The organism is Sinorhizobium numidicum, assembly GCF_029892045.1.
GTDB classification, from domain to species: domain Bacteria; phylum Pseudomonadota; class Alphaproteobacteria; order Rhizobiales; family Rhizobiaceae; genus Sinorhizobium; species Sinorhizobium numidicum.
On the sequence record NZ_CP120367.1, the window covers coordinates 1,201,386 to 1,223,484 of the forward strand.

The 22,099-nt window shown below is 60.6% G+C and carries 23 protein-coding genes and 1 riboswitch; of the genes, 11 read left to right on the forward strand and 12 right to left on the reverse strand.

Going from position 1 to position 22,099, the window contains the following annotated elements; all coding sequences use genetic code 11:
* Positions 1-359: 359 nt before the first annotated feature.
* Positions 360-785 (forward strand): DUF4168 domain-containing protein, encoded by a 426-nt coding sequence (locus tag PYH37_RS05705; protein ID WP_280730486.1) that lies wholly within the window; start codon positions 360-362, stop codon positions 783-785.
* Positions 786-928: 143 nt separating this feature from the next.
* On the opposite strand, the gene ssuD is transcribed toward PYH37_RS05705, so the two are convergent.
* From ssuD to PYH37_RS05720, 3 genes are all read right to left on the reverse strand, one after another.
* Positions 929-2,104 carry an FMNH2-dependent alkanesulfonate monooxygenase gene (gene ssuD, locus PYH37_RS05710; RefSeq protein ID WP_280732540.1) on the reverse strand — a complete coding sequence of 392 codons (1,176 nt, stop codon included), beginning with the start codon at positions 2,102-2,104 and terminating at the stop codon, positions 929-931.
* Between the two features lie 25 nt (positions 2,105-2,129).
* Complete coding sequence (locus PYH37_RS05715) at positions 2,130-3,095, reverse strand: aliphatic sulfonate ABC transporter substrate-binding protein (RefSeq protein ID WP_280730487.1); 966 nt, start codon at positions 3,093-3,095, stop codon at positions 2,130-2,132.
* 438 nt (positions 3,096-3,533) lie between these two features.
* Positions 3,534-4,106: a dihydrofolate reductase family protein gene (locus PYH37_RS05720; RefSeq protein WP_280730488.1), complete on the reverse strand. Its 573-nt coding sequence runs from the start codon at positions 4,104-4,106 to the stop codon at positions 3,534-3,536.
* A gap of 374 nt (positions 4,107-4,480) precedes the next feature.
* Positions 4,481-4,589, forward strand: a riboswitch (guanidine-I (ykkC/yxkD leader).
* 93 nt (positions 4,590-4,682) lie between these two features.
* Here PYH37_RS05720 and PYH37_RS05725 point away from each other — a divergent pair.
* The 6 genes from PYH37_RS05725 to PYH37_RS05750 all read left to right on the forward strand — a co-directional run bounded on the left by PYH37_RS05725 (position 4,683) and on the right by PYH37_RS05750 (position 9,832).
* Entirely contained in the window at positions 4,683-5,774 is a 1,092-nt protein-coding gene (locus PYH37_RS05725; protein ID WP_280730489.1) for a putative urea ABC transporter substrate-binding protein, read from the forward strand.
* A gap of 82 nt (positions 5,775-5,856) precedes the next feature.
* Positions 5,857-6,678, forward strand: coding sequence for an ABC transporter permease (locus PYH37_RS05730; RefSeq protein WP_280730490.1), 822 nt, complete (start codon positions 5,857-5,859; stop codon positions 6,676-6,678).
* On the forward strand, positions 6,678-7,484 hold the full coding sequence (locus tag PYH37_RS05735; protein ID WP_280730491.1) for an ABC transporter ATP-binding protein: 807 nt from the start codon (positions 6,678-6,680) through the stop codon (positions 7,482-7,484). The genes PYH37_RS05730 and PYH37_RS05735 overlap by 1 nt, the downstream gene beginning before the upstream one ends.
* Complete coding sequence (locus PYH37_RS05740; protein WP_280730492.1) at positions 7,477-8,682, forward strand: agmatinase family protein; 1,206 nt, start codon at positions 7,477-7,479, stop codon at positions 8,680-8,682. The genes PYH37_RS05735 and PYH37_RS05740 overlap by 8 nt, the downstream gene beginning before the upstream one ends.
* 10 nt (positions 8,683-8,692) lie before the next feature.
* Complete coding sequence (locus PYH37_RS05745) at positions 8,693-9,217, forward strand: hypothetical protein (protein ID WP_280730493.1); 525 nt, start codon at positions 8,693-8,695, stop codon at positions 9,215-9,217.
* A gap of 27 nt (positions 9,218-9,244) precedes the next feature.
* Positions 9,245-9,832 carry a HupE/UreJ family protein gene (locus tag PYH37_RS05750; RefSeq protein WP_280730494.1) on the forward strand — a complete coding sequence of 196 codons (588 nt, stop codon included), beginning with the start codon at positions 9,245-9,247 and terminating at the stop codon, positions 9,830-9,832.
* A 368-nt stretch (positions 9,833-10,200) separates the two neighbouring features.
* Here PYH37_RS05750 and PYH37_RS05755 read toward each other — a convergent pair whose 3' ends face one another.
* From PYH37_RS05755 to PYH37_RS05775, 5 genes are all read right to left on the reverse strand, one after another.
* On the reverse strand, positions 10,201-10,863 hold the full coding sequence (locus PYH37_RS05755; protein ID WP_280730495.1) for a DUF6766 family protein: 663 nt from the start codon (positions 10,861-10,863) through the stop codon (positions 10,201-10,203).
* Positions 10,864-10,937: 74 nt separating this feature from the next.
* Positions 10,938-11,432 carry a hypothetical protein gene (locus PYH37_RS05760; RefSeq protein WP_280730496.1) on the reverse strand — a complete coding sequence of 165 codons (495 nt, stop codon included), beginning with the start codon at positions 11,430-11,432 and terminating at the stop codon, positions 10,938-10,940.
* A 130-nt stretch (positions 11,433-11,562) separates the two neighbouring features.
* On the reverse strand, positions 11,563-11,991 hold the full coding sequence (locus tag PYH37_RS05765; protein ID WP_280730497.1) for a metal-dependent phosphohydrolase: 429 nt from the start codon (positions 11,989-11,991) through the stop codon (positions 11,563-11,565).
* A 193-nt stretch (positions 11,992-12,184) separates the two neighbouring features.
* Positions 12,185-12,625, reverse strand: coding sequence for a CBS domain-containing protein (locus PYH37_RS05770; protein ID WP_280730498.1), 441 nt, complete (start codon positions 12,623-12,625; stop codon positions 12,185-12,187).
* A gap of 139 nt (positions 12,626-12,764) precedes the next feature.
* Positions 12,765-13,001, reverse strand: coding sequence for a DUF2934 domain-containing protein (locus PYH37_RS05775; protein ID WP_425336036.1), 237 nt, complete (start codon positions 12,999-13,001; stop codon positions 12,765-12,767).
* 475 nt (positions 13,002-13,476) lie between these two features.
* Between PYH37_RS05775 and PYH37_RS05785 the strand changes: the two genes are divergently transcribed.
* On the forward strand, positions 13,477-14,154 hold the full coding sequence (locus PYH37_RS05785; RefSeq protein WP_280730499.1) for a BON domain-containing protein: 678 nt from the start codon (positions 13,477-13,479) through the stop codon (positions 14,152-14,154).
* A 166-nt stretch (positions 14,155-14,320) separates the two neighbouring features.
* On the opposite strand, the gene PYH37_RS05790 is transcribed toward PYH37_RS05785, so the two are convergent.
* Positions 14,321-15,415, reverse strand: coding sequence for a DNA topoisomerase IB (locus PYH37_RS05790; protein WP_280730500.1), 1,095 nt, complete (start codon positions 15,413-15,415; stop codon positions 14,321-14,323).
* A complete protein-coding gene (glgX, locus tag PYH37_RS05795; RefSeq protein ID WP_280730501.1) occupies positions 15,408-17,498 on the reverse strand; it encodes a glycogen debranching protein GlgX in 2,091 nt (696 codons plus the stop codon). Before glgX ends, PYH37_RS05790 begins: the two co-directional genes overlap by 8 nt.
* 304 nt (positions 17,499-17,802) lie before the next feature.
* On the opposite strand from glgX, the gene treZ reads away from it, so the two are divergent.
* Together treZ and PYH37_RS05805 are read left to right on the forward strand one after the other, a co-directional pair.
* A complete protein-coding gene (gene treZ / locus PYH37_RS05800; RefSeq protein ID WP_280730502.1) occupies positions 17,803-19,593 on the forward strand; it encodes a malto-oligosyltrehalose trehalohydrolase in 1,791 nt (596 codons plus the stop codon).
* Positions 19,594-19,691: 98 nt separating this feature from the next.
* Positions 19,692-20,333 (forward strand): UdgX family uracil-DNA binding protein, encoded by a 642-nt coding sequence (locus PYH37_RS05805; protein ID WP_280730503.1) that lies wholly within the window; start codon positions 19,692-19,694, stop codon positions 20,331-20,333.
* 4 nt (positions 20,334-20,337) lie between these two features.
* Here the strand turns inward: PYH37_RS05805 and PYH37_RS05810 are convergent, their stop codons facing one another.
* Together PYH37_RS05810 and PYH37_RS05815 are read right to left on the reverse strand one after the other, a co-directional pair.
* The gene (locus PYH37_RS05810) at positions 20,338-21,060 is read right to left on the reverse strand and encodes a glutathione S-transferase (RefSeq protein WP_280730504.1); all 723 of its coding nucleotides are present in this window, start codon (positions 21,058-21,060) and stop codon (positions 20,338-20,340) included.
* A 22-nt stretch (positions 21,061-21,082) separates the two neighbouring features.
* Positions 21,083-21,379 (reverse strand): DUF3175 domain-containing protein, encoded by a 297-nt coding sequence (locus PYH37_RS05815; protein ID WP_280730505.1) that lies wholly within the window; start codon positions 21,377-21,379, stop codon positions 21,083-21,085.
* A gap of 198 nt (positions 21,380-21,577) precedes the next feature.
* Between PYH37_RS05815 and PYH37_RS05820 the strand changes: the two genes are divergently transcribed.
* Positions 21,578-22,096, forward strand: coding sequence for a cupin domain-containing protein (locus PYH37_RS05820; RefSeq protein WP_280730506.1), 519 nt, complete (start codon positions 21,578-21,580; stop codon positions 22,094-22,096).
* The last annotated feature ends 3 nt before the right edge of the window (positions 22,097-22,099 follow it).

The window sequence follows — 22,099 nt, forward strand, 5'->3', positions numbered from 1 at the left end:
GCGGACATTCTTCCGGCGACGTTTGCGTTCTCCGGGTTGAAGGGCGCTCCCCGAAAGGGTTGAGCGCCCTTTTGATTCCGGACGGTTGTTAAATCTGCGAAGCGCGGCCGGCAGCGTGATCGATACCACCGTCCGCGGCTCCATCTTTGGACCAAGACAGGCCGAGGGCTGAGCTTGGCTTTCCGCAAGAGCCATAAAGCTGCCGCTCAATGGTCAGCAAATTGCCCCGTTACCGCCGCACCAGGCACTTCTGAGGGTTACATGCTCAACGTCTGCTCCGTCGCGGCTCTCGACGGCGGAGCGATTGAGCAAGGCGCTATTGCTGCCGATCACGTCATGCACGTCACAGAGGAATGAATATGATCACTCGCTATACAACCGTTGCATCGCTGACCGCTGCAGTCTTCAGCTTGATGGCTCTCAGCCCGGCCTCCGCCCTGGAAGTTGCCCAAGCGCAAGAAGCACAGCCGACGCAGACGCAACCGGACGCCCAGGGGGCAAACACTGCCATCAGCGACCAGAAGATCGAAGCCTTCGCAGTGGCCTACCTCCAGGTCGACAAGGTAAGGCAGGAATATTCCGCCAAAATACAGGCGACGGCCGACGCCGCAGCGAAAGAAAAGCTGCAGACCGAAGCCAGCAAGGAAATGGTCGAGGCCGTGCAGGCCTCGCCGGATATATCGATCGAAGAATATACGACAATCCTGAAGGCCGCACAGAACGATCCGGCGTTGGCCAAGAAAGTTCAGGAAAAACTTCAGGGCCCGGCGCCGGCGCAGCAATAGTCGCGCTCATCGGGCGACAGTGCCGTGCGTCTTTTCAGACGCACTAAGGTCGCCCGAGCACTCTGAATCCGTGGACGGTGTCCGCAAAAACGGACACCGTCTGATCGAGCTCTGATCGAGCGTCGTTCGCTTCTATATTCACGTCAGGAGCCAGAGGCGGCGCGAAAGCCTCCGGAATGACCGCCCCCTGCGAAAACGGCAGAATCGCCAAATTCGCTGCGTTCATTTTCGTTTTTAGCGGCCTTTCCAAGACCGAGTTTCGGAAACAGCAGCTCGGCGATCCGATATGCTTCTTCGAGGTGCGGATAGCCGGAACCGATGACGGTCTCGATGCCGATTTGCTGATATTCCCTCAACCGCGCCGCCACCGTTTCCGGCGAACCGACGAGTGCCGTTCCTGCTCCGGCGCGCACGAGCCCGACCCCGGCCCAAAGATTAGGCGAGACCTCCAGCTTATCGCGCCGCCCGTTGTGCAGCGCCGCCATACGCCGCTGGCCGACGGAGTCCGACTCGGTCGCGAAGCGGGCCTGCGTCTCGCGGATCGTCTCGTCCGAAAGTCTGGAAATGAGCCTGTCTGCGGCAGCCCAGGCCTCTTCGTCGGTCTCACGCACGATGAAATGCAGGCGAATGCCAAAAGACAGCTCTCTGCCCTTTCGCGCCGCGGCGGCACGAACAGCATCGATTTTCTCCTTCGCCTGCGCCGGCGGCTCTCCCCAGGTGAGATATTTATCGACCCGCCCAGCCGCAAATTCGATTGCAGCATCGGACGAGCCACCGAAATAGAGCGGCGGGCGCGGCCATTGCGTGGGCCGAAAGCCGAGGCGTGCGTTCTTCGCGCGGATATGCTTGCCGTTAAGATCAGCCTGCCCTTTCGAAAGCAGGTCCTCCCAAACGGTGAAGAATTCTTCTGCGTGATCGTAGCGTTCGTCATGCGGCAGGAAGATGCCGTCGCCGGCAAGCTCGCTCGGGCTGCCTCCGACCACGATGTTCAGAAGCAATCGGCCGTCGGAAACCCGATCGAGCGCGGTCGCGAGGCGGGCATAATAAGCCGGCGAAGCGGTTCCCGGCCGGATCGCCACCAGGAACTTCAGGCTCTCCGTATGGGTGGCGAGGGCCGCGGCCGTCACGAAGGATTCCTCGCAAGCAACCCCCGTGGGCAGCAGCACGCCCGAATAGCCAAGCCGGTCGACCGCACTGGCGATCTCGCGAAGATAGCGGTGATCCGGCGCCCGCGTCAGCTCATTCGAGCCGAGATAAATGCCATCGCCGGCGGTCGGAATAAACCAGAGAAAGTCGATGGGGTTCTTTGCTGCGGTCATCATGGCGTCCTTTCTGCAACTCGGGTCAACTCGCCTTCGTGCGCCAGACGACGTCGGCGATCGTCAACTTCTTGGGCACGATTTCGAGCCCGAAGAATTCGTCGGCAAGCGCCTGTTGATAGGTCACCGCTTCGTCGCTCACAGGATAGACCCGGCCAAGATCGGCGCCCTTGCGGGTGAGAATCGTCTTCGTAATCTCCATGGGAACGCCGGTGATCTCCGAGAGGGCAGCGATAGTCTCGTCGAGATGCGACTGCGCCCGCGCCCCGGTCTTCGCCAATTCGTCAACGACGTCGGCTATGATCTCCGGGTTTTCGGTGGTGAAGGCGCCATTGCCGAAATAGAAGCTCCAGCTATCGACGATGCCTTCCGCCGTCGTCAGCACACGAGCCTCAGGATCCGCTTCGGCGACCGCATAGTAGGGATCCCAGATCGCCCAGGCATCGATGCTCCCGGTCTTGAACGCAGCGGCGGCATCTGGTGGCGGCAGATCGGCAGCTTCCACATCCGTGATGGCGAGGCCGGCCTTGCGCAGCGCCTTGACGATGAAATTATGGGCGCTCGAACCGCGCTTGAAGGCAACGCGCTTGCCTTTCAGGTCTTCGAGCAAACGGATCGGGCTGTCCCTTCGAACGAGGATCGCCGAGCCGGATGACGGACCTCTGTAGGCGCCGACATACAAGAGATTGCGACCGGCAGCCTGGGCAAAGAGCGGCGGCACGTCGCCCGTCGGTCCGAAATCGACAGCGCCAAGACCAAGCGCCTCAAGCAGCGGCGGACCCGAGGTGAACTCCGCCCAAGTGACGGAGACGCCTCGAGCCGCTAGTCGTTTCTCGATTGCGCCCGTGCGCTTGGCAAGTGCCAGGACGCCGTTTTTCTGCCAGCCTATCCGGAGGATGGTGGCGGCTGCGTGGGCTGTCCGAACATTCGGCATGGCAAGCGCCGCTGCTGCCGTGCCGATAAGTCCGAGGGTTTGTCTGCGCATAATCATAGGCCCGCCCTTCTCCTGGCAAATACTTGTCGGTGGCGGTACCTGCCCGCCGGCCGCTCGTATCCTGAAGCAACCGGGATATAGTACTTGTAACCTATGGATTTTATAGATACCAGTGAGTCTCCGGTCCCGATGATCCTGAATTTTTGTTCCATGAGGACCCGCGTCCTCGAAATAAACGTTCGAGGCGGCTGCTTAAAGACGCGCGCACCGGTTCCACGCCATCGTGAGTGGCGCCATCAAGCGCAACCGAAGGGAAGGACTGAGAGCCCGTCTCGAAACGGTTGAGTAGCACGGACGCTAAGTGCCACGGGGTCCGCAACGGGTCGATCTTTCCGGTTCCATGTATCGGGGGAGGGAGCTAGGCGTCCATCTCCCGGACCGCTCGTTGGCAGTCATCAGCTGGTAGACGAGCACCTTGCGCTTCGCCGCTCACGATCAGCCCTCCGATCCATATCGGAGCAGGACAATGCCGGAGCCCAGAGGTCTGCATTCCACGAGCGTCAGCTTTGACACATATCCATCGGGGAACAGCCGCTTACCTCGACCAAGGACAGTGGGATAAACCATTAGGTTGTACTCGTCGATCAGGCCATGCGGCATCAAGGAATGGACGAGTGCGGCGCTGCCATAGACAAGGATATCACCGCCCGAGTGCTCTTTCAGATGCCTGATCTGTTCGGTGGGGTTGTCCGAGAGAATCGTCGTGTTGTCCCATTCGGCCTGTTTGAGCGTGTTGGAGACCACGAATTTGGGCAGGCTATTCATGCGGTCCGCAAAGCCGGTGTCATCCTTCACGGCAGGCCACACCGCTGCGAACGCGTCGTAGGTTACCCGACCGAGAAGGATCGCATCGCTTGCAGAAAGTTCGTCGTGCTTGAATTTGTCGCCTTCCGGTCCGCGGTTGAACGGACCTGTCCAGTCCCCCAGTCCGGATTTTTCCATTCCCACGGGGTCTTCGATGACACCGTCCAGTGAAATATATTCGGTGACTACGATCTTTCGCGACATCTGCAGCCTCCTTCATCTGAGGGGTGAGCGGCCATTTTGCATTCTCAGTGCTAAGACGAGTGGGTGAAAATGGAATCCGACACTCCGCAACCCAAATTGCCGAAATTGGCCAGTTGCCACGGCCTTCCTATACGCCGCAGCCGTCATGATCCTCGTCAGACGGCGCCCGCCATCAATAAGGAGTTTCGGCACGGACTCTAAGGGCGACCGCGCCTGCCCGGTTGATCGTATCTGAGACATTTCAAGCCACGGACCAGAAGCAATCAAAAGACCAATAAACGTGCAGTATGACTAAACTATAGCCACAAAATTATAATAAATAGGCAGTTATACTTTGCTTTTGCGCTTTATAATTCTGTGAAAGCGCAGTATGCTTTTCCTGTTTCTAGGGTTCCGATGCCGGATCGGGCATGACTGGACCGAGAGAGACCCCCGGTGGGGAGACATCCACCGGGCCCACGGCGGGATAAAAGCCCGGGAGGCTCATGCAGCGACATCGTTGCTTTGGGAATCCCGTCCCGTGATTTCCGAACTAAGAGCGCAGCGTGAGCCCCAATTTAACAAGGGGAACAGACGATGCGTTTTGGAAATGGCAAATTCGGTATTCGTGCCCTGTCGGCAGCGGCTCTCGGTCTTCTATGTTCACTCTCGATTCTGGCGGACCGAGCACAGGCGGAGCCGAAGAAAGAATTCAATATCGCCTGGACGATTTATGTCGGCTGGATGCCGTGGCCCTATGCCGCGGATGCCGGCATCGTCAAGAAATGGGCCGATAAATACGGCATCACCATCAACGTCAAACAGATCAATGACTACGTCGAGTCGATCAATCAATACACCGCCGGCAGCTTCGACGGGGTGACGGCGACGAACATGGATGGCCTGACCATCCCCGCAGCGGGCGGCGTCGACACGACAATTCTGATCGTCGGTGACTTTTCGAACGGTAATGACGGCATTGTTTCCAAGACGGCAAAGACGGCTGCGGAGCTGAAGGGCCAGACGATCAATCTCGTCGAACTGTCCGTCTCGCATTACCTGCTCGCCCGGGCGCTCGATAGCGTCGGTCTGGCGGAAAAGGACGTGACGATCGTCAATACGTCCGATGCCGACATCGTCGCCGCTTTCAAATCTCCGGAGACTTCGACCGTGGTGACCTGGAACCCGCTATTGGCCGAAGTCAATGCGGAACCCGGTTCCGTTCCGCTGTTCGACTCCACTAAAATTCCCGGAGAGATCATCGACACCTTGATGGTCAACACTGAGGTGCTGTCGGACAATCCCGACTTCGGCAAGGCCATTGCCGGCATCTGGTACGAGACCATGTCGGTCCTGATGGATCCGGGCGAAAAAGGCAAAACGGCGCGTGCCGCCATGGGCTCGATGTCAGGCACCGACCTCGCCGGTTTCGACGCCCAGCTTGCGGCCACGAAGCTGTTTTCGACGCCACAGGAGGCCGTCGCCTTCACCGAGAGCGAGGATCTCGTCAAGACCATGGATCTCGTGCGGACCTTCTCCTTCGATCACGGTCTGCTTGGCGACGGGGCGGCGGACAAGGACGTCGTCGGCATCGCTTTTCCGGGCGAACGGGTGCTGGGCTCCGCCGACAATGTGAAGTTGCGCTTCGACGCCAGGTACATGAGGCTTGCCGCCGAAGGCTCGCTCTGATCTTTCAGTCGCGGGGCGCACAACTGGTGCTGCCTCGCCTGATCTTCGCCCGAGGTTTCTCTCCAAGATTGGGAACTGGCTCATGCGACGCGCCATCAACATCGTCCCGGGATCGGGAACGCGTATCCTGCTCGCCTTTCTGCCCTTTCTGTTGATCGCCTGCCTTTATGTCGTCGCCTCGGCGGAGCGCCAGGCTGCCAATCCGGGCGACAAGCTTTTGCCGCCGATCGCCCAGATGGCGACAAGTGTCAGCCGGCTCGCGAGCGAACCTGATCGGCGATCCGGCAACCTGACCCTCTGGTCGGACACGGCGGCCAGCCTCCGGAGATTGGCTATGGGGCTCGGCGCTGCCGCCAGCATCGGCCTTGTGCTCGGACTGGCGCTCGGCTTGCTGCCTATGGCAAGTGCCGGACTATCGCCGCTCGTTGCCGTCGTCTCGATGATACCGCCGATGGCAATCCTGCCGGTCCTTTTCATTGTCTTCGGATTGGGCGAACTCTCCAAGGTCGTGCTGATCGTGATCGGCATCACGCCTTTTCTTGTCCGCGACCTCGCCATGACCGTCGCTGCCATCCCGCGAGAGCAGATGGTCAAGGCGCAAACGCTTGGCGCTTCCACATGGCAAATAATGCTGCGCGTGGCGCTGCCGCAGACCATGCCGCGGCTCATCGAAGCGCTGAGGCTCTCGCTCGGTCCGGCCTTCCTCTTCCTCATTTCAGCGGAAGCGATCGCTGCCGAAAGCGGCCTTGGCTACCGCATTTTCCTCGTCCGACGCTACCTCGCGATGGATGTGATCCTGCCATACGTCGCCTGGATTACCCTCCTCGCCTACCTGTTCGACTGGCTGCTGGCTCGGATCGCCCGCCGCGGTTTTCCCTGGGCCTATGGTCAGGAGGCACGCTGATGAGTGACATCCGCGTCCACAACGTCTGGATGGAATATGGCGATCAGATCGTGCTCGAAAACATCGCCCTCGACATCGCTTCCGGCGCCTTCGTCTCCGTAGTCGGGCCTTCGGGCTGCGGCAAATCCACCTTTCTCCGGATGATCCTTGGGCAGGAACGGCCGACACGCGGCACCATCACGCTCGATGGAGCGGCACTTCCGCACGAGCCGGGTCCGGATCGCGGCGTCGTCTTCCAGCGTTATTCCGTCTTTCCGCACCTGAACGTGCTCCAGAACGTGCTGATCGCCTTTGAGTTCGCCGAAAGCCCGATCACCGCCAAGCTGTTTGGAACGCGGAAGAAGGCGGCCGTCGAAAAGGCGCAGGCGCTCGTCGAGGCAGTTGGGCTCGGCGAACATGCGCAGAAATTTCCGAGCGCCCTGTCCGGAGGGCAGCAGCAGCGCCTGGCGATCGCCCAGGCACTGGCGAGGAAGCCCAAGGTGCTGCTGCTCGACGAGCCGTTCGGCGCGCTCGATCCCGGAACACGGGCTCAGATGCATGCGCTGATCAAGCCGCTCTGGCGTGAGCTCGGCATGACCGTGATCATGATCACCCACGATCTCAAGGAAGCCTTCGGCCTCGGCACGCGTCTTCTCGCCTTCGATAAGCCACGCATCGACCCGCAGGCGCCTGAGCGCTACGGCGCCCGCATCATTTACGACCTCGATCTCAGCCGCGACGGCCCGGTCCCCGTACTCGGATTTTCGAGGCCGATGAAAGCTAGAGAACCTCCTAAGGAAGATAGAAGGAGCAGCCCCCATGCGTGAACCGCCAATCCGCCAATCCCGCCGCGCCGGCCCGATCCGCACACCCGTTCGCGGGCAATGTCACCACCCGGATTTCAACATGCTCGACAGCCAGGGCTGGAAAGCGCTCGAGGCGGAGGAGAAGCTCTCCGGCAAGGGTTGGGGCCGGGAGAAGAAATGGGCTCTGGACATGGGACTGCCGGGATCGGAGAGCCTGACGGATAAGTCGATCCCGACCTTCGCGCGTGGCGAGTTGCCGCATTTCGCCGGCATCAACACCTTCCTTAAGGCCCCCTATGTCGAAAATGTCCGCGACGTCGGCAAATATGACGCGGCCGTCCTCGGCATCCCCTTCGACAGCGGTACCACCTATCGTCCGGGGACGCGCTTCGGGCCGCAGGGCATCCGCCGCATTTCAGCGCTCTACACGCCCTACAACTACGAAATGGGCGTCGACCTGCGCGAGCAGATGACGCTTTGCGATGCCGGCGATGTCTTCACCATTCCGGCCAATCTCGAAAAAAGCTTCGATCAGATCACCCGCGGCGTCAGCCACGTCTTTTCTTCCGGGGCGCTGCCGATCATGCTCGGCGGCGACCATTCCATCGGCTTTCCCTGCGTGCGCGGCATTGCCGAATGCACCTCGAAGCGCATCGGCATTATTCATTTCGACCGCCATATCGACATCCAGGAAAGGGATCTCGATGAGCGCATGCACACCACGCCCTGGTTCTGGGCGACGAACCTGCCGAATGTCTCGCCGAAGAATCTCGTCCAGCTCGGCATCGGCGGCTGGCAGGTGCCGCGCGACGGCGTGAAGGTGGCGCGCGAGCGCGGCACCAATGTGCTGACGATCGACGACATCGAGAAACTGGGGCCGGAGAAGACCGCGGAGATCGCACTGGAACTCGCCTGGAAGGATGCTGACGCCGTCTATATTTCCTTCGACGTCGACAGCATCGATTGCGGCTTCGTTCCCGGCACTGGCTGGCCGGAACCGGGCGGCTTCCTGCCGCGCGAGGCGCTGAAGATCCTGGGTTTGGTCGCGGCGGAGGGGCTCTGCGGGCTCGAAGTGGTGGAAGTGAGCCCCCCCTACGACACCTCGGACATCACCGCGCTTTTCGGCGTGCGCGTCGTGGTGGAGGCGCTCGGTTCCATGGTGGCGCACGGCAAGCTCGGCGCGCACAAGCACCTTATCGATAAGCCGGTAAGCTTCTGAGGAGGCGGCGATGCACGGCGGACATCATCACAACCATCACTCTCGTCATGATCACGATCACGGCGACGATCATGACCACCACCAACACGGCGGTCCCGGCCATAACCGGCAGCGCGGCACACTGCAATGGCAGGTGCCGCACCGACCGGAAAGCGAGGACTTGTCGCTGCCGCTTCAACGCGATCTCGACCTTGTCGAAGCGAGCTTCGTCGAGAACTTCGCCCGCGCGACCGACAGGACCAGTTTCCTGCGGCTCTCGGGCATCCCCTTTGTCGGCCTTGATGGCTCGGGGAAAGCGCTGCACCTGCTGTGCGTCGAAGTCGCAGATCGCACGGACGTCGGCGCGGTCGTGCCGCTGCTGGGCGGAACGGGCGTCCGCTACGATCCGCTTCCCTCACGCATGACCTCGCGGCGCCACGACCTCGGCTTCCTCTATCATGACGGCCGCTCGACCCTCCGGCTTTCCTTCGCCGAGGCTCGCAAGCTGGAGGACCGAACCGACGCCTCGCATTTCGACATCGAACCAACCGAATGAATTCTCTTTCCCAGAAGGGGCCACATCATGAACCTCAGAAATCTCACCACGCTTGCAGCCGTTGTCGCCACCGTTCCCGGCCAGGCTCTGGCGCATACCGGCGGCGACCATGTCCACGGAGCGGCAAGCGGCTTCCTCCACCCCTTCTCCGGCCTTGATCACCTCGTCGCCATGGTGGCCGTCGGGCTGATTGCCGCGCGCCTGGGTGGCCCCGCGCTCTGGCGGCTGCCGCTTGCTTTCGTCTCCGCCATGGTGTTCGGCGCTGTAATGGCCAAGACCGGCATGAACATGCCACTGACCGAAACGGCTATTCTCGCTTCAGTCATCGCTTTTGGCGCAACCCTGATCGTGAACGCGAATGTGCCTGTCACCCTTGTCGTCGCTGGAACCGCCGCCTTCGCCTTCTTTCATGGCTTTGCCCACGGGGTCGAGGGGTCGGCAGCCGCCCCATTCGGCTATGTCCTCGGTTTCGTCTGCGGTACGGCGATCCTGCACGCGATCGGCATTGCCGCACGATGGGCTCTGCTTCGATATAGCGGCGTCGCCACGGCGGCACTTCGCATCGTCGGAACTCTCGTCACCGGCGTCGGCATAGGACTGGCCTATCTCGCGTGAGGCTCGCAAACGCAAGGAGATGCAGATGCGTTCGATTGCCGGCACGCTGGCTCACTGGCGAGAGCTCGTGTTTTCTGGCCTTGCATTCCGTTTTGCCGATTTTGCATCGATGCGGCCGGGACAGCGCGAAGCTGCGGGTCGCGGTTTGCGGAGAAAAGAGGCAAACGACGATCCAGGAGCGAAGCAATAGGGATCAAAAAGGAATAGCGATATTCGGGCGCGCTGTTCCCATGGAGCCGACGGCCGTCGGGAGAACAGACTGCGGCAACGTACGGTAGCGTCCAGGCCGCGGGAAGAGATCTTTGGCAGCTCCCGCGGCCCTTAAAGCTGCCCTTGCCACAGTCGTGGCGAATACCTGTTGAACCCGACTACTTTCCGGTTTGCGCGGTAGGAGCAGCAACCGGCTTTGACTCCGGTGATCCGCGGAAGCGCAGGAAAATGGAAAGTACGACAAGCACCAAGGTCGAGAGAAATTCCGACTGCCAGTTCTGGAAGCATTCGAACCAGAATTCCGAATCTGCCAGTCGTGTCCAGATGTCGAAGGACGGCTCGCCGTGGCGCATGGCTTCAAGGTTGGCCGCAGCGGCACTTCCATAAAGATGCAGAACGAAAGATAAAACGAAAAGAGCGGCAAGGACGATGGCCAACGAATAGGAATAGAGCGTCCGCACCAGGCGACCTCGGCGGATCGGCCACGGCACCGCGGGGTCTTCCTTCCGGTGGCGCGGGCCTTCGTCGACTTCCGTATCGCCGGCGTCGGGGTCCTTCGATTCGGCGGAGCCGCGCTGATAGAGGAACGCCGTCAGGCAGACGTACGCAGTCATCTGCAGGAACTCGCTTTCCCAGTTTTCAAAGAGAGCCGAAAGGAAATGGCCGGAAAAGACGTAATCGACGAGGGTTACGGGGGAACCATTATGCAATGATGCTTCGTGATTGAAGGTTTCCACGCCGGCGACGAGCATGCCCGCAATCGTAGCGGCGGTCATCAAAGAAAGCGTAATAGACAATCCGTTATCTCGCAGGAACGACATTTGGCCTTCTCCGCTTGTTGGCTGCGACTGACCGTCTCACTCAACTTCGATCGTCGCGAAATCGGAAATTTGGATCAGCCGGCGATAAACCAAAACAGCGACGCCGCGACGAGAATGAAAAGCGCTATTGCCCCGAGAAAGCGAAGCATGCCGGCGTTGGTGTTTTCGCCAAGGGCGCGGTTCCACATTTCGCCGCCCGTCCCGTCATCGGAGAGATCACTGTCCTCGGCCATTCCATGGACGGAGCTGCCGGCTGCGGGCGCGCGTCCAGCCTCGAACTTCTCGCGGCTCCGACCATAATCCTGAGGCGGCGGTTGCGCGGGATCCGCCGATGCTTCGCTTGCCGGGCCAATATCCGCCGCCGCTGCGCCCGCATCCGACGCATCGGCGACGTGATCCCCGAGCGACGCTTTGTCTTCCTCTTCGGGCAAGCCGAGCTCGGCAGCCCTCCAGGCTTGTTGCGGCCTTTCAGAGCGATCGGACGCCGGCGATTTGCGCGTCGGCACAGCAGCCTCTCCCGGCCTGCGGCCGTCTTCTTGTGGAGTTCCAGTGCCTTGTTTCTGTTGCATTTTTCGCACTCCTTGCCGCACCGAGACGCGGCAGCTTTCTCCTGAAACACTCGCTTTTTGAAAACGGTACGGCGGAACCTTTTGTTCCGCTTTCGCAAGGGGAGCGAAGGGCAGACTCGATGCGGTGGGATTAGGCGCAGCCAAATTCATCCCGAAGGATGTCGAGTCCGCGCCGGTACTTCGAAGCGTCCCCGCCCACGCTTTGCAGTTGGTGTAGATTGTCTTCAAGGTCAGCGCGCTTTACCAGTCGGGCGAGCTGATTGGACGCAGCACGGCGAACAAAGCCGCTATCGTCCTCGCCTTCACGACGTGTCATCGCCTCGACCGCGGCCACGATGCCGGCGGAGAACCCTTCTTCGGCCAGCCGGGACAAGCTCCAATCGGGCGCCTTTTCCACCACGTCATGAAGGTAGGCGAGTGTCTTTCCTGCGTCGCCTTCAACCCCTCCGGCAACCCGTTCACAGTGTCGGATAAAAGGTAAGCCAGTCTTGTCGGTCTGATCGCGATGCGCAACCGAGGCGATTTGGATGGCTCTGGTCAGAGCCTCGCGCGAATTCATTCTCCCCTCCCCCGACCAACCTTAACAGAGTACATCGTCCCATCTGACACTACAGCGCCGTGCGTCTTTTCAGACGCACAACGGTCGCTGTAGCACTTTGAATTGCTGCTGTTTTTACCCTTAAATCGGTTCCGACTTAGGGAAACGTGCAGCAGGTCCGATGGGACGACGGATAGCTCCGTTTCTAGGCGCGTCAGTCATTCTCTTCGGTCTGATTATGTGAACCGCCTGGAGTGGTGATGCCCTTGAGACCGACGCCGGCAACCGCTGGCTGTTCGCGTGCGGCGTCCGCCAGTGACACGACGCCGACCAAGCGCTTGTCGCGATTGACGACTGGCAGGCGCCGAACCTGCACATCGCCCATATTGCGCGCTACGTCGTCCACTTCTTCGTCCTCGAAGCAGTATTTGACATCGGTTGTCATGATGTCTGACACCCTTGCCTGCGGATCGAGACCGCCAGCAACGCCGCGAACCACGATGTCCCTGTCAGTAATCATGCCGACGAGGCGGTCATGGTCTCCAACCGGCAGGAAACCGATGTCGTTGTCTGCCATCTCCCGCGCAACCGCTGCGATGGTGTCATTGGGGCTGACGAGATGAACGTCTCTCGTCATAATCTCCGATACATGCATTGTCTTGCTCCTTCGTAGATGATGCGAACCGCTGATCGATCGGCATTCTTGCCGCCGTACGCCAGCGTCCCGATGGACGTTTCAGCGAGTTGGCGCTTGCCAGCTCGCCATGTTCAGAGCTCATCGACCCGATCCGGCTTTACGGCTTTCTTTCCGAAGCAGGCGTTACGGGAATGGAGGTTGCATGTGTTGCCCCCTCGCTCTCGATATTCTCGCCGCGATCGGAAGCTGAATTGTCGGAAGCTGAATTGTTTTCTCCCTGCATTTCCCGCGACGCCTGTTCCCAGTGTCGCGCGTGCTGACCCTCCGGTCGGCCTTCCTGTTCCCAGATCGCGTAGGCCCTGCGCCTGATGAGCTCTTCCTTGTCGTTGTCCATGTCCCTTACCTCGCCGCTGAACACCGAAATGGCAAAGTTCAAACGGGGCCACTGCCTATTTGTTCCACGGTTGCGGCGGCCATTTCTGCTCCTTGAACCGCTCTCGCATGTTTCGGCGGCTCGGGATTTTCGTCGGGGTTCGGAACCGGTATTTCGTCCGGCAGTCGGTCCGGCTCCGGCTCCCCGATTGGGGGTTCGGGGAACCAGGGCGGCGGCTCCGGTGGCGGTTGCGGAGTCGGGTCCGGTTGACGGGGGTTTGGCATTTTCGCCTCCATTTCACGCGGACGGCATGCACGCATGGACAATCCCGACCGATCGGGATTGTTCCGGACAGACCCGATCGTATCCCTCTTCACCGCTTCGCCGGCACCGAGCAACTCGCTGGTTCGGACGATAAGAGTGAAGCCTGGAACCGATCGGCTGCTCCGCAGTTGGACGAAGATCAACGCGAACAAACGGAACCAGGGAGGAAGCGATGCCAAGACATAAGGGCTTTGGCCGCAACGAAATCTACGACCGGTCCCGCGAACGGGAACGGTATGGCGCACCCTATGACTATGAATCCGAAAGGCGGCGGGGTCGCCAGCGGTTCGGCGAAGACGTCGAGCCGCGCGGCGCCGACTACGAAAGTTCCATGTATCCGGCAGGACCTCGCCGCTCGGAGTGGTACGGCGGAGCGGAAGATGACTATGACCGCTGGAACCGCGAACGCACCGGCGGCGATTACTATGGCTCCGGCTATGGTTACAGTGGACAACACCCCTATCGCGATTACCCCAGAGGCTATGGGCGGGAACGCGGTTTCCTTGAACGTGCCGGCGATGAAGTTGCCTCCTGGTTCGGTGACGAGGAGGCCGAGCGCAGGCGCAACATGGATCAATTTCGCGGCAAGGGTCCGAAGGGCTACACACGCTCCGATAGCCGTATCCAGGAAGACGTCAGCGACCGCCTCAGCGACGAGGGCGCCCTCGATGCTTCCGACATAGAGGTCTCCGTCGTGAACGGCGAGGTCCAGCTCAGCGGCTTCGTCGATTCGAAATGGGCCAAACGCCGCGCCGAGGATTGCGTGGAGGGTGTCTCCGGCGTCACCCATGTGCAAAACAACATTCGGGTCCGGACAGCCGGCGCCACGGGCACAGAGCGCATCTTCTGATCTACTGCATGGTTCCTTAAACCGGAACCGATTTAAGGACAAAACCATGCGGCGATTCAAAGCGTTACAGCGCCCTTTGTGCATCTGAAAAGATGCACGGCGCTGTAAGACAGCCGGGCCGCGGCATCGCGGCTCGGCAATCTCGTTCGCAAAGCGGAACGGCCGCTCATTGCTTCCGTTTTCGCAAGCGCGCCGTGCGCTCAAGAAAGTTGAGCATGCGCGCTTCCTCCGCACGCAGCTCCCGGCGCGCGGAGCCGGGCGCCCGCAATTGCCTGACCGAAACGGTGCAATCGCCGGCGAGTGCGATGATATCCGGATGGATATAGCTCCCGCGGGAAATCGCCGGAGTATTGTGGAGGACGGAAGCGGCCGCCTCGGACATCTGTTTGATCGTCGGCCGCTCGTTCTTTTCCAGCGCCGCACGCGCAACCGTGAAGGCCGCGACACTGCCCGCCCAGGTCCGGAATGTCTTTGCGGAAATGGCAGAACCGGCGATCTCTGCGAGATAACGATTGAGCCGGCCTGAATCGATGGGCCGCAATGTGTCGCTTTCATCTTTCCAGACGAAAAGCTGTCGGCCGGGCAGATCGGCAATTTCCTCGAGCAGCTGTTGCAATTTCGGGTGCCGAAGGCGGCGCTGCACGCGCTTGCCTCCCTTGCCGGTAAACTTGAGTTCGATGCAGCCGTCCCTCAACTTGAGGTGGCGTTTGAGCAAGGTCGTCGCGCCATAGCTTGCATTTGCCTGAACGTAGGCCGGACTGCCGGTACGCAAATGCGCTTCATCCAGCAAGGCCACGAGAGCCGCGAGCACTGTCTGGATATGATCGGCATCGCCCTGCATATGGCGTCGTACGGTGCGGCGGATCTTCGGCAGTGCCTTGCCGAATTCCACCAACTGAACGAATTTGTCGCCGCTTCGCAGCGCCTGCCATTCCCTGTGGTAGCGATATTGCTTTCGGCCTCGCGCATCGTAGCCGGTCGCCTGCAGGTGGCCGTTCTCGTCCAGGCAGATCCAGACATTCTCATAGGCTGGCGGCAGGCCCAGCGACGCTATGCGGGCCTTTACCGCGGGGTCGGTAAGTATCGAGCCGTCTGGCATGCGGTAGATGAAACCCTTGCCCCTGCGCTGGCGGCGGATGCCCGGCTCGGTATCGCTAACATAGACGAGCCCCTTTTCCGCAAGCGGAACATCGGTCACCGCTATCGTCTGCGATCTCTCGATATCGCGGACGAGCGAATGACCGAGCGTGCCGCTAACCATCGCCCGGCCCTTGCGGAATGAAGGCCACCACGCTCTGGGCGGCGATCATTTCCCGATCTCTGGCGGGACGTGCGAGGAAGGCATCGTCCTGCGCCGTATTGAGCACGCATTGCCATGGTCCCGTCCCAGTTGGAAGCGCGACTTCGCACTCCTCGCCGGCGTTAAGGACGAGAAACATCTCGCTCTCAGGCATAGCGCCCGTAGGCGCAATCCGGCAAATGTGGGCCCCTATAAGGCGCAGCTCGCCATTACTCCAGGCATTGTCGTCCATGCGGCTGCCGTCCGGCTTGTACCAGGCAATCTCGGCGCGGCCGCTCTCATCAGGCTCGCCGCTGAGAAATCTTTCCTGGCGCAGGGCGGGATGCTCCTTCCGGAAGGCGATCATCTTCCGGCAGAAATCCAGGAAAGCATCGCTCGCGCTGCCCCAATCGAGCCAGCCGATCTCGTTATCCTGGCAATAGGCATTGTTGTTGCCCGTCTGGCTGTTGCCCAGCTCGTCACCGCCGAGAATCATCGGCACGCCCTGGCTTACCATCAGGGTGGCGAACAGAGCGCAGCGTCGGCGCGTGCGGGCGCTGTTGATATCCGCGCTGTCGGTCGCACCCTCGGCACCCATATTGTCGGAATGGTTTTCCGGGTGCCCGTCGCGATTGTCCTCACCATTCGCCTCGTTGTGCTTCTCGTTGTAGGAGACGGTATCCATCAGCGTGAACCCGTCATGCGCACTCACGAGATTGATCGATGAGGTTGCGGCCCGGTCCGAATGATTGAACTGCACCGGAGAGCCGACGAGCCGCTCGGTAAGCGTCGGGACCATGCCGCCGTCCCTCTTCCAGAAACGGCGGACATCGTCACGAAACTGGTCGTTCCATTCGCGGAACGGGGGTGGGAAGCCGCCGAGCTGATATCCGCCTTCGCCGATATCCCAGGGTTCGGCGATGAGTTTGACCCCGGCAAGGACGGGATCTTGTCGGATCGCGTCAAAGAAACCGCCTTCCCGGTCGAACTCCATGTATTCGCGACCGAGCGTGCTTGCGAGATCGAAGCGGAACCCGTCGATATGCATCACACCCACCCAATAACGGAGACTGTCAAGCACCATGCGCAACACCATGGGATGGGCAACGTTGAGCGTGTTTCCGGTGCCTGTCGTGTCGTAGGTGTGGCGCGGCTTTTCGGGTGACTGGCGGTAGTAGCTGAGATTGTCGAGACCGCGGAAGCTCAAGGTCGGCCCCCGCTCGGAGCCTTCGGCCGTATGGTTGTAGACGACGTCCATCAGAACCTCGATGCCGGCGGCATGGAACCTCTTGACCATCGTCTTGAACTCGGTGATGCCGCCGTTTTTCAGATAGCGCGATTGCGGCGCGAAGAAGCCAAGTGTCTGATAGCCCCAATAGTTCCTGAGATTTCGCTCGACCAAATAGCGGTCGTCGACGAAATACTGGATCGGCAGCAGCTCTATCGCGGAAATGCCAAGCTTCACAAGGTGATCGATGATCGGGTCGCTGGCCATGCCTAGTAACGTCCCGCGCAATTCGTCAGGCACCGCTGGATGGGTCATGGTCATGCCGCGGACATGGGTTTCGTAGATGATCGTTTCCGTCCAGGGACGGCGGATCGCCTCCTCGCCATCCCAGTCGAAAGCGGGATCCTGAATAACGCCCTTGACCATGAAGGGTGCGCTGTCGCGCTCGTCGAAGGAAAGATCGCCGTCTGGGCGACCTATGGTGTAGCCGAACAGCGCATCGTCCCAGAGAATTTCTCCGGCGACCTGTTTTGCATATGGATCTAGCAGAAGCTTGTTCGGATTGAACCGATGCCCGTTATGCGGGTCATAGGGGCCGTAGGCGCGATAGCCGTAGACGGTGCCGGGCCCTAAGCCTTCGATGTACCCGGACCAGATGTCGCCCTCGCGCTTCGGCAGCGGCAGGCGGGCCGTTTCCTTGCTGCCATCTTCGGAGAAAAGGCATAGCTCGATCTTCTCGGCATGCGCCGAGAAGACGGCGAAATGCGTGCCCTGCCCGGTATATCCCGCGCCGAGTTCGGGTTTCAGAAAATCCAGTTCCGAGAAAGAAACGTTCATCCTTGTCGTTACGCCTCCTGCCGCCCTTACGGGGAGGGCCACGACCCCGCCAGGGCGTTTGCTAAAGGGCGGTGCTTTCCTTGGGGCCCCCGTCTCCGGCAATCGTTGGACGTCAATCCGTATGCTTGCGGAGACTGCTTTCCTCCGTAGACATTCCGGGTTGAAAGCGATGGTGCAACGCAGAAAGGCGGCAATTTGTTCCTGCCGACCGCTTTGGGCGAGGAACAAGCCGCGGAACTTTCCGGGCGACCAGCAAGTTCCCGTCTCTCACGCCGAGGTCGAGGACAAGATGCAAGGAAGACAAATGCCCGAACGTTTCAGGAAGAGCTGGGGAGCCCATCTGACGTCCGCCGCCGCCGCCGAGTTCCGTTTGTGGGCGCCCGACGAAAAGATCGTTCGCGTCATCCTCAATGGGGCCGCGCACGAGATGCGGCGGCTTGAAGGCGGGTGGTTTGAAGTTACGGCCGAGGCACGGGCCGGGGATCGTTATTGGTTTCAGCTTTCCGACGGGACGGCGGTCGCCGACCCCGCGTCCTGCGCTCAGGAGGGTGATGTCGACGGGCCCTCGATTATCGTCGATCAATCGGCCTATCGGTGGAAAACAACCTCCTGGCGCGGTCGCCCATGGGAGGAAGCGGTCATCTACGAGTTGCATGTCGGAACCTTCACACCGGAAGGCACGTTTCGCGCCGCGGTCGAGCGCCTGCCTCATCTCGCGGATGCCGGGATAACCGCTATCGAGATCATGCCGGTCGCGCAATTTCATGGTTCCCGTGGCTGGGGGTATGACGGCGTGCTGCACTATGCGCCGCATCAGATCTACGGAACGCCGGACGATCTCAAAGCGCTCGTGGATACGGCGCATGCTCTCGGCATCATGGTGCTGCTCGACGTCGTCTACAATCACTTCGGGCCGGAGGGAAATGCCCTGCCCCGCTATGCAGCCGGCTTTTTCAATAAAGATCGGCCGACCCCATGGGGGGCTTCAATCGCCTTCGAGCAGCACGCGGTGCGGCGTTATTTCATTGAGAACGCGCTCTGCTGGCTAGGCGACTTCCGGTTTGACGGGCTGCGCTTCGATGCGACCGAACAGATCAGGGATAGCACACACCCGCACTTTCTCATCGCACTGGCGCGCGAATTGCGGGAGACCTTTGCTGGCCGCGAAATCCATCTGGTCGTCGAAGATGCCGACCGCCGCAGGAGCCTGGTTGGACGCAGCGCAACCGGGAAAGCCGAACTCTTCACGGCGGGATGGAACGATGATTTCCACAACGCGCTGCACGTCGTTGCAACCGGAGAAATCAATGGCCACTATCGCCCTTTCGCCGACGATCCATGGCGAAAGCTCCGCGACGCGATGACGAAAGGTTTTGCCTCGCCGGCAAGGGGCATGGAAATCTTACCGCTGCGGACCAATGCTCGCGTTTCTCCGCAGGCGCGCGTCAACTTCCTGCAAAACCACGACCAGGTGGGAAACCGCGCTTTCGGCGATCGCCTCGCCACGCTTGTCGATGAGGCGACAATGCGGGTGATGACGGCAATGCTGATGCTCGTTCCGCAGATCCCGCTCATCTTCATGGGTGATGAATACGGCGAGAGCCAACCATTTCTTTTTTTCTCCGATTTTCGGGGCGAGATCGGCAAGGCTATCCGCTTGGGGCGTCGGGAGGAGGCGGAGAATTTCGGCGGCATTCCGCAAGGCAAAACAGTGGAGGATTTGCCCGACCCGCTCCACGTGCAGGCGTTTTTCGATTCGAAACTGCGGTGGCAACGTGCAGCGAGCGCGGCGGGCAAACGGCACATCGCCTTCATGCGCGACCTTGTTGATGTCCGACAGCAGCATATCGTGCCCCTTCTGATCGATCCCGGCCTGTCCGGCTACCGTGTATTTCCGACGCAGGACGGCATTGTCGCGGCAGACTGGTTGTTCGGGGATGCTTCCCTGGAACTCCGGATCAATCTTTCGACGGAACCAGGCCCTATTCCGGCGATACACGGTCGGCCGATATTCATGAGTGGGATATCACCAGGCGAGACGGTGCCAGACGAACTGCCGGGTCCGGCTATCATTGCCGCCGTCAGAAGGGGATAGAGGAATGCTTCCGGCATCGCGGAACATGCCACCGGTCTCATGGTTAGAAACGCGGCGACAAAAAATTCATGGGAACGAGGAATGGTCCTCGGCGACAGATGCCGCAGAAACTGGCCAAAATAGGTCCTGCACTCTCCGGTGAGCACGCCGAAGCGCCATCCATTGCCGCGCTGCGGCGGCAAGCAGAAGGCTGCGAGCGCTGCGATCTCTACAAGAACGCAACACAGCTCGTGTTCAGCGAGGGACCAGCCGACGCCCGCGTCGTCCTTGTTGGCGAACAGCCGGGCGACCGCGAGGATCTCGCCGGCCGCCCCTTCGTCGGCCCGGCCGGACGAATCCTGAACGAATGCCTCCATGAAGCCGGTATCGACCGTTCGAGCTGCTATCTCACCAATGCGGTCAAGCACTTCAAGTTTGAGCAGCGCGGCAAGCGACGCATGCATTCTCGGCCCAATGCAGGCGAGATCCAGCGCTGCGCCTGGTGGCTGGGGGCCGAGCTAGACCATCTTCACCCCGATCTCGTCGTCGCGCTCGGCGCGACGGCGCTGATGGCACTGCTTGGGCGAAGTGTCGCGGTGACGAAAAACCGTGGCGATCTCATCGCCACCCCCGGCGGTTACCCGGTTCTGGTGACGATCCATCCCTCCTATCTTCTGCGGATCCGAGACAGGGAGGATGCGGCCGTCGAACGCGGCCGTTTCGTCAACGATCTGGCGAAGATCGCGACCCACCTCCGCTGACGGTTCAAGACTGCCGGTCGAGTTCCGGATAATGGCGGAAGACACAGGATTCGTTGAAAGAAAGCCGCCGATCGGACGTGAGATACTTGCGAATTCTCGGTCGCGATGCAACCGCATCGTGCAGAGCGATCAATGCGGGGATGCGCGCTTCATAGCTATCCATCGCCCTTGGAAACGAATAGCGGAGCCCTTCGATCACCTGAAAGAGCGAAAGATCGACATAGCTCGGCCGGCCGCCGACGGCATGACCGCGCCCCATCGGGTTCTGGTTAAGAACGCGCTCGAAATAGCCGAGGAACTTTGGAAGGCGCTCGGATAGGAAATCAGCCGACCTCCGCAGAGATTCGGGCTTCTGTTCCTCGTAATAGAGCGACACGCCGATCGGGTGGTGCGTGTCATGGATCTCCGCGACGAAGTCCGTGATCGTCAGTTGCAAGCCGTTGGCGACGAAGCGAAGCCCCTCTTCGTCAGGCGCCAGCCCGAGCTTCGGGCCGAGATAAAAAAGGATGTTGGCGACATGGGAAATGAGGAGCTCGCCATCCATCAGAAACGGCGGCGCGAAAGGAATGGTTGCGCCAGCAGCATCCTCCATGAGCTTCAGCATCGCACTTGTGCCCTTTGGCTCGCGGGCGACGTCGACATAATCCGCGCCGGCCTCCTCCAGCGCGAGACGAACGAATTCGCCGCGGCCGGGAATGCCGTCCCAGTAGTAGAGTTTGTAAGGCATGGGTCGTCCCCTCGCTGAATACTTACTTCGGCTCGCGCCCGAAATCTTTTCGCAGTTCGTTCTTGGCTTTCTCGAGGACCGCCCTCTGCTTTCGGGCCAATCCCGCACCGGCCCTGTTGATGTAGAACGTCAGCATCGACATGGCGGAGCGAAATGCACTGGATTTGCGGCGATCGCTCCTCTCCGCCGACTGCTTCAGCGAGTGCGCGATTTTTTCCGGATCCTCCGATTTGAAAATTCCCGGCTCCAGGTCCAGCGCATCGCTCTTCTCTGTCACCTCCTGTGACCACTTCTTTTTCTGTTTGCTCTTTTTGCTCATGGCCGTTTCTCCCTTCGACCGCGATAATCCCGGATCGAGCAATCCAAGACCGGAAACGTGGTCGACTCCGATAATCAAACCGAGCAGGGACACTTTTCCCCGGAGCGCTCGGACCTATCTCCAACGGAAGCAGACGGAAATCGTTCCCGTCTTCATGAGGGGACCGCAAGACCGTTTCGAAATGCAAGGAGGAGACCGATGAAAATCGATGAGCTCATGTTTGGCGAAAGCGAACGTATACCGAACAATCCGCGCCTGCCCGCCCTCTTCTATCATCAGGCGATCGATCTGGCGAATGACGGTGCGGCGGCTATCGAGCGGCTCTTTCGTGCCAATGGCTGGGGAGGCCTCTGGCGAAACGGCGTCTTCGATTTCCAGCATTACCACACCAAGGCACACGAAGTTCTGGCTGTCGCCAGGGGCAGTGCAAAGCTTCTGATTGGCGGCCCCGAAGGCAGGGCGCTGGAGGTCCTCGCCGGAGATGTGATCGTGCTGCCTGCTGGAACCGGCCATCGCCGGATCGCCGCGAGTGGCGATTTCCTGGTCGTCGGCGCCTATCCTCCCGGACAAGAGCCCGACGTTCAGCGCGGCCCTGCAACGAACGCAGACCGCGACGCAATCGCTGCGGTAGATCTGCCTCGCCTCGATCCTGTCCTCGGCAAAGAAGGTCCCGTCGTCACGGCCTGGCAGCACGCTGCGCCTTCCGCGCAAGGCTGACGC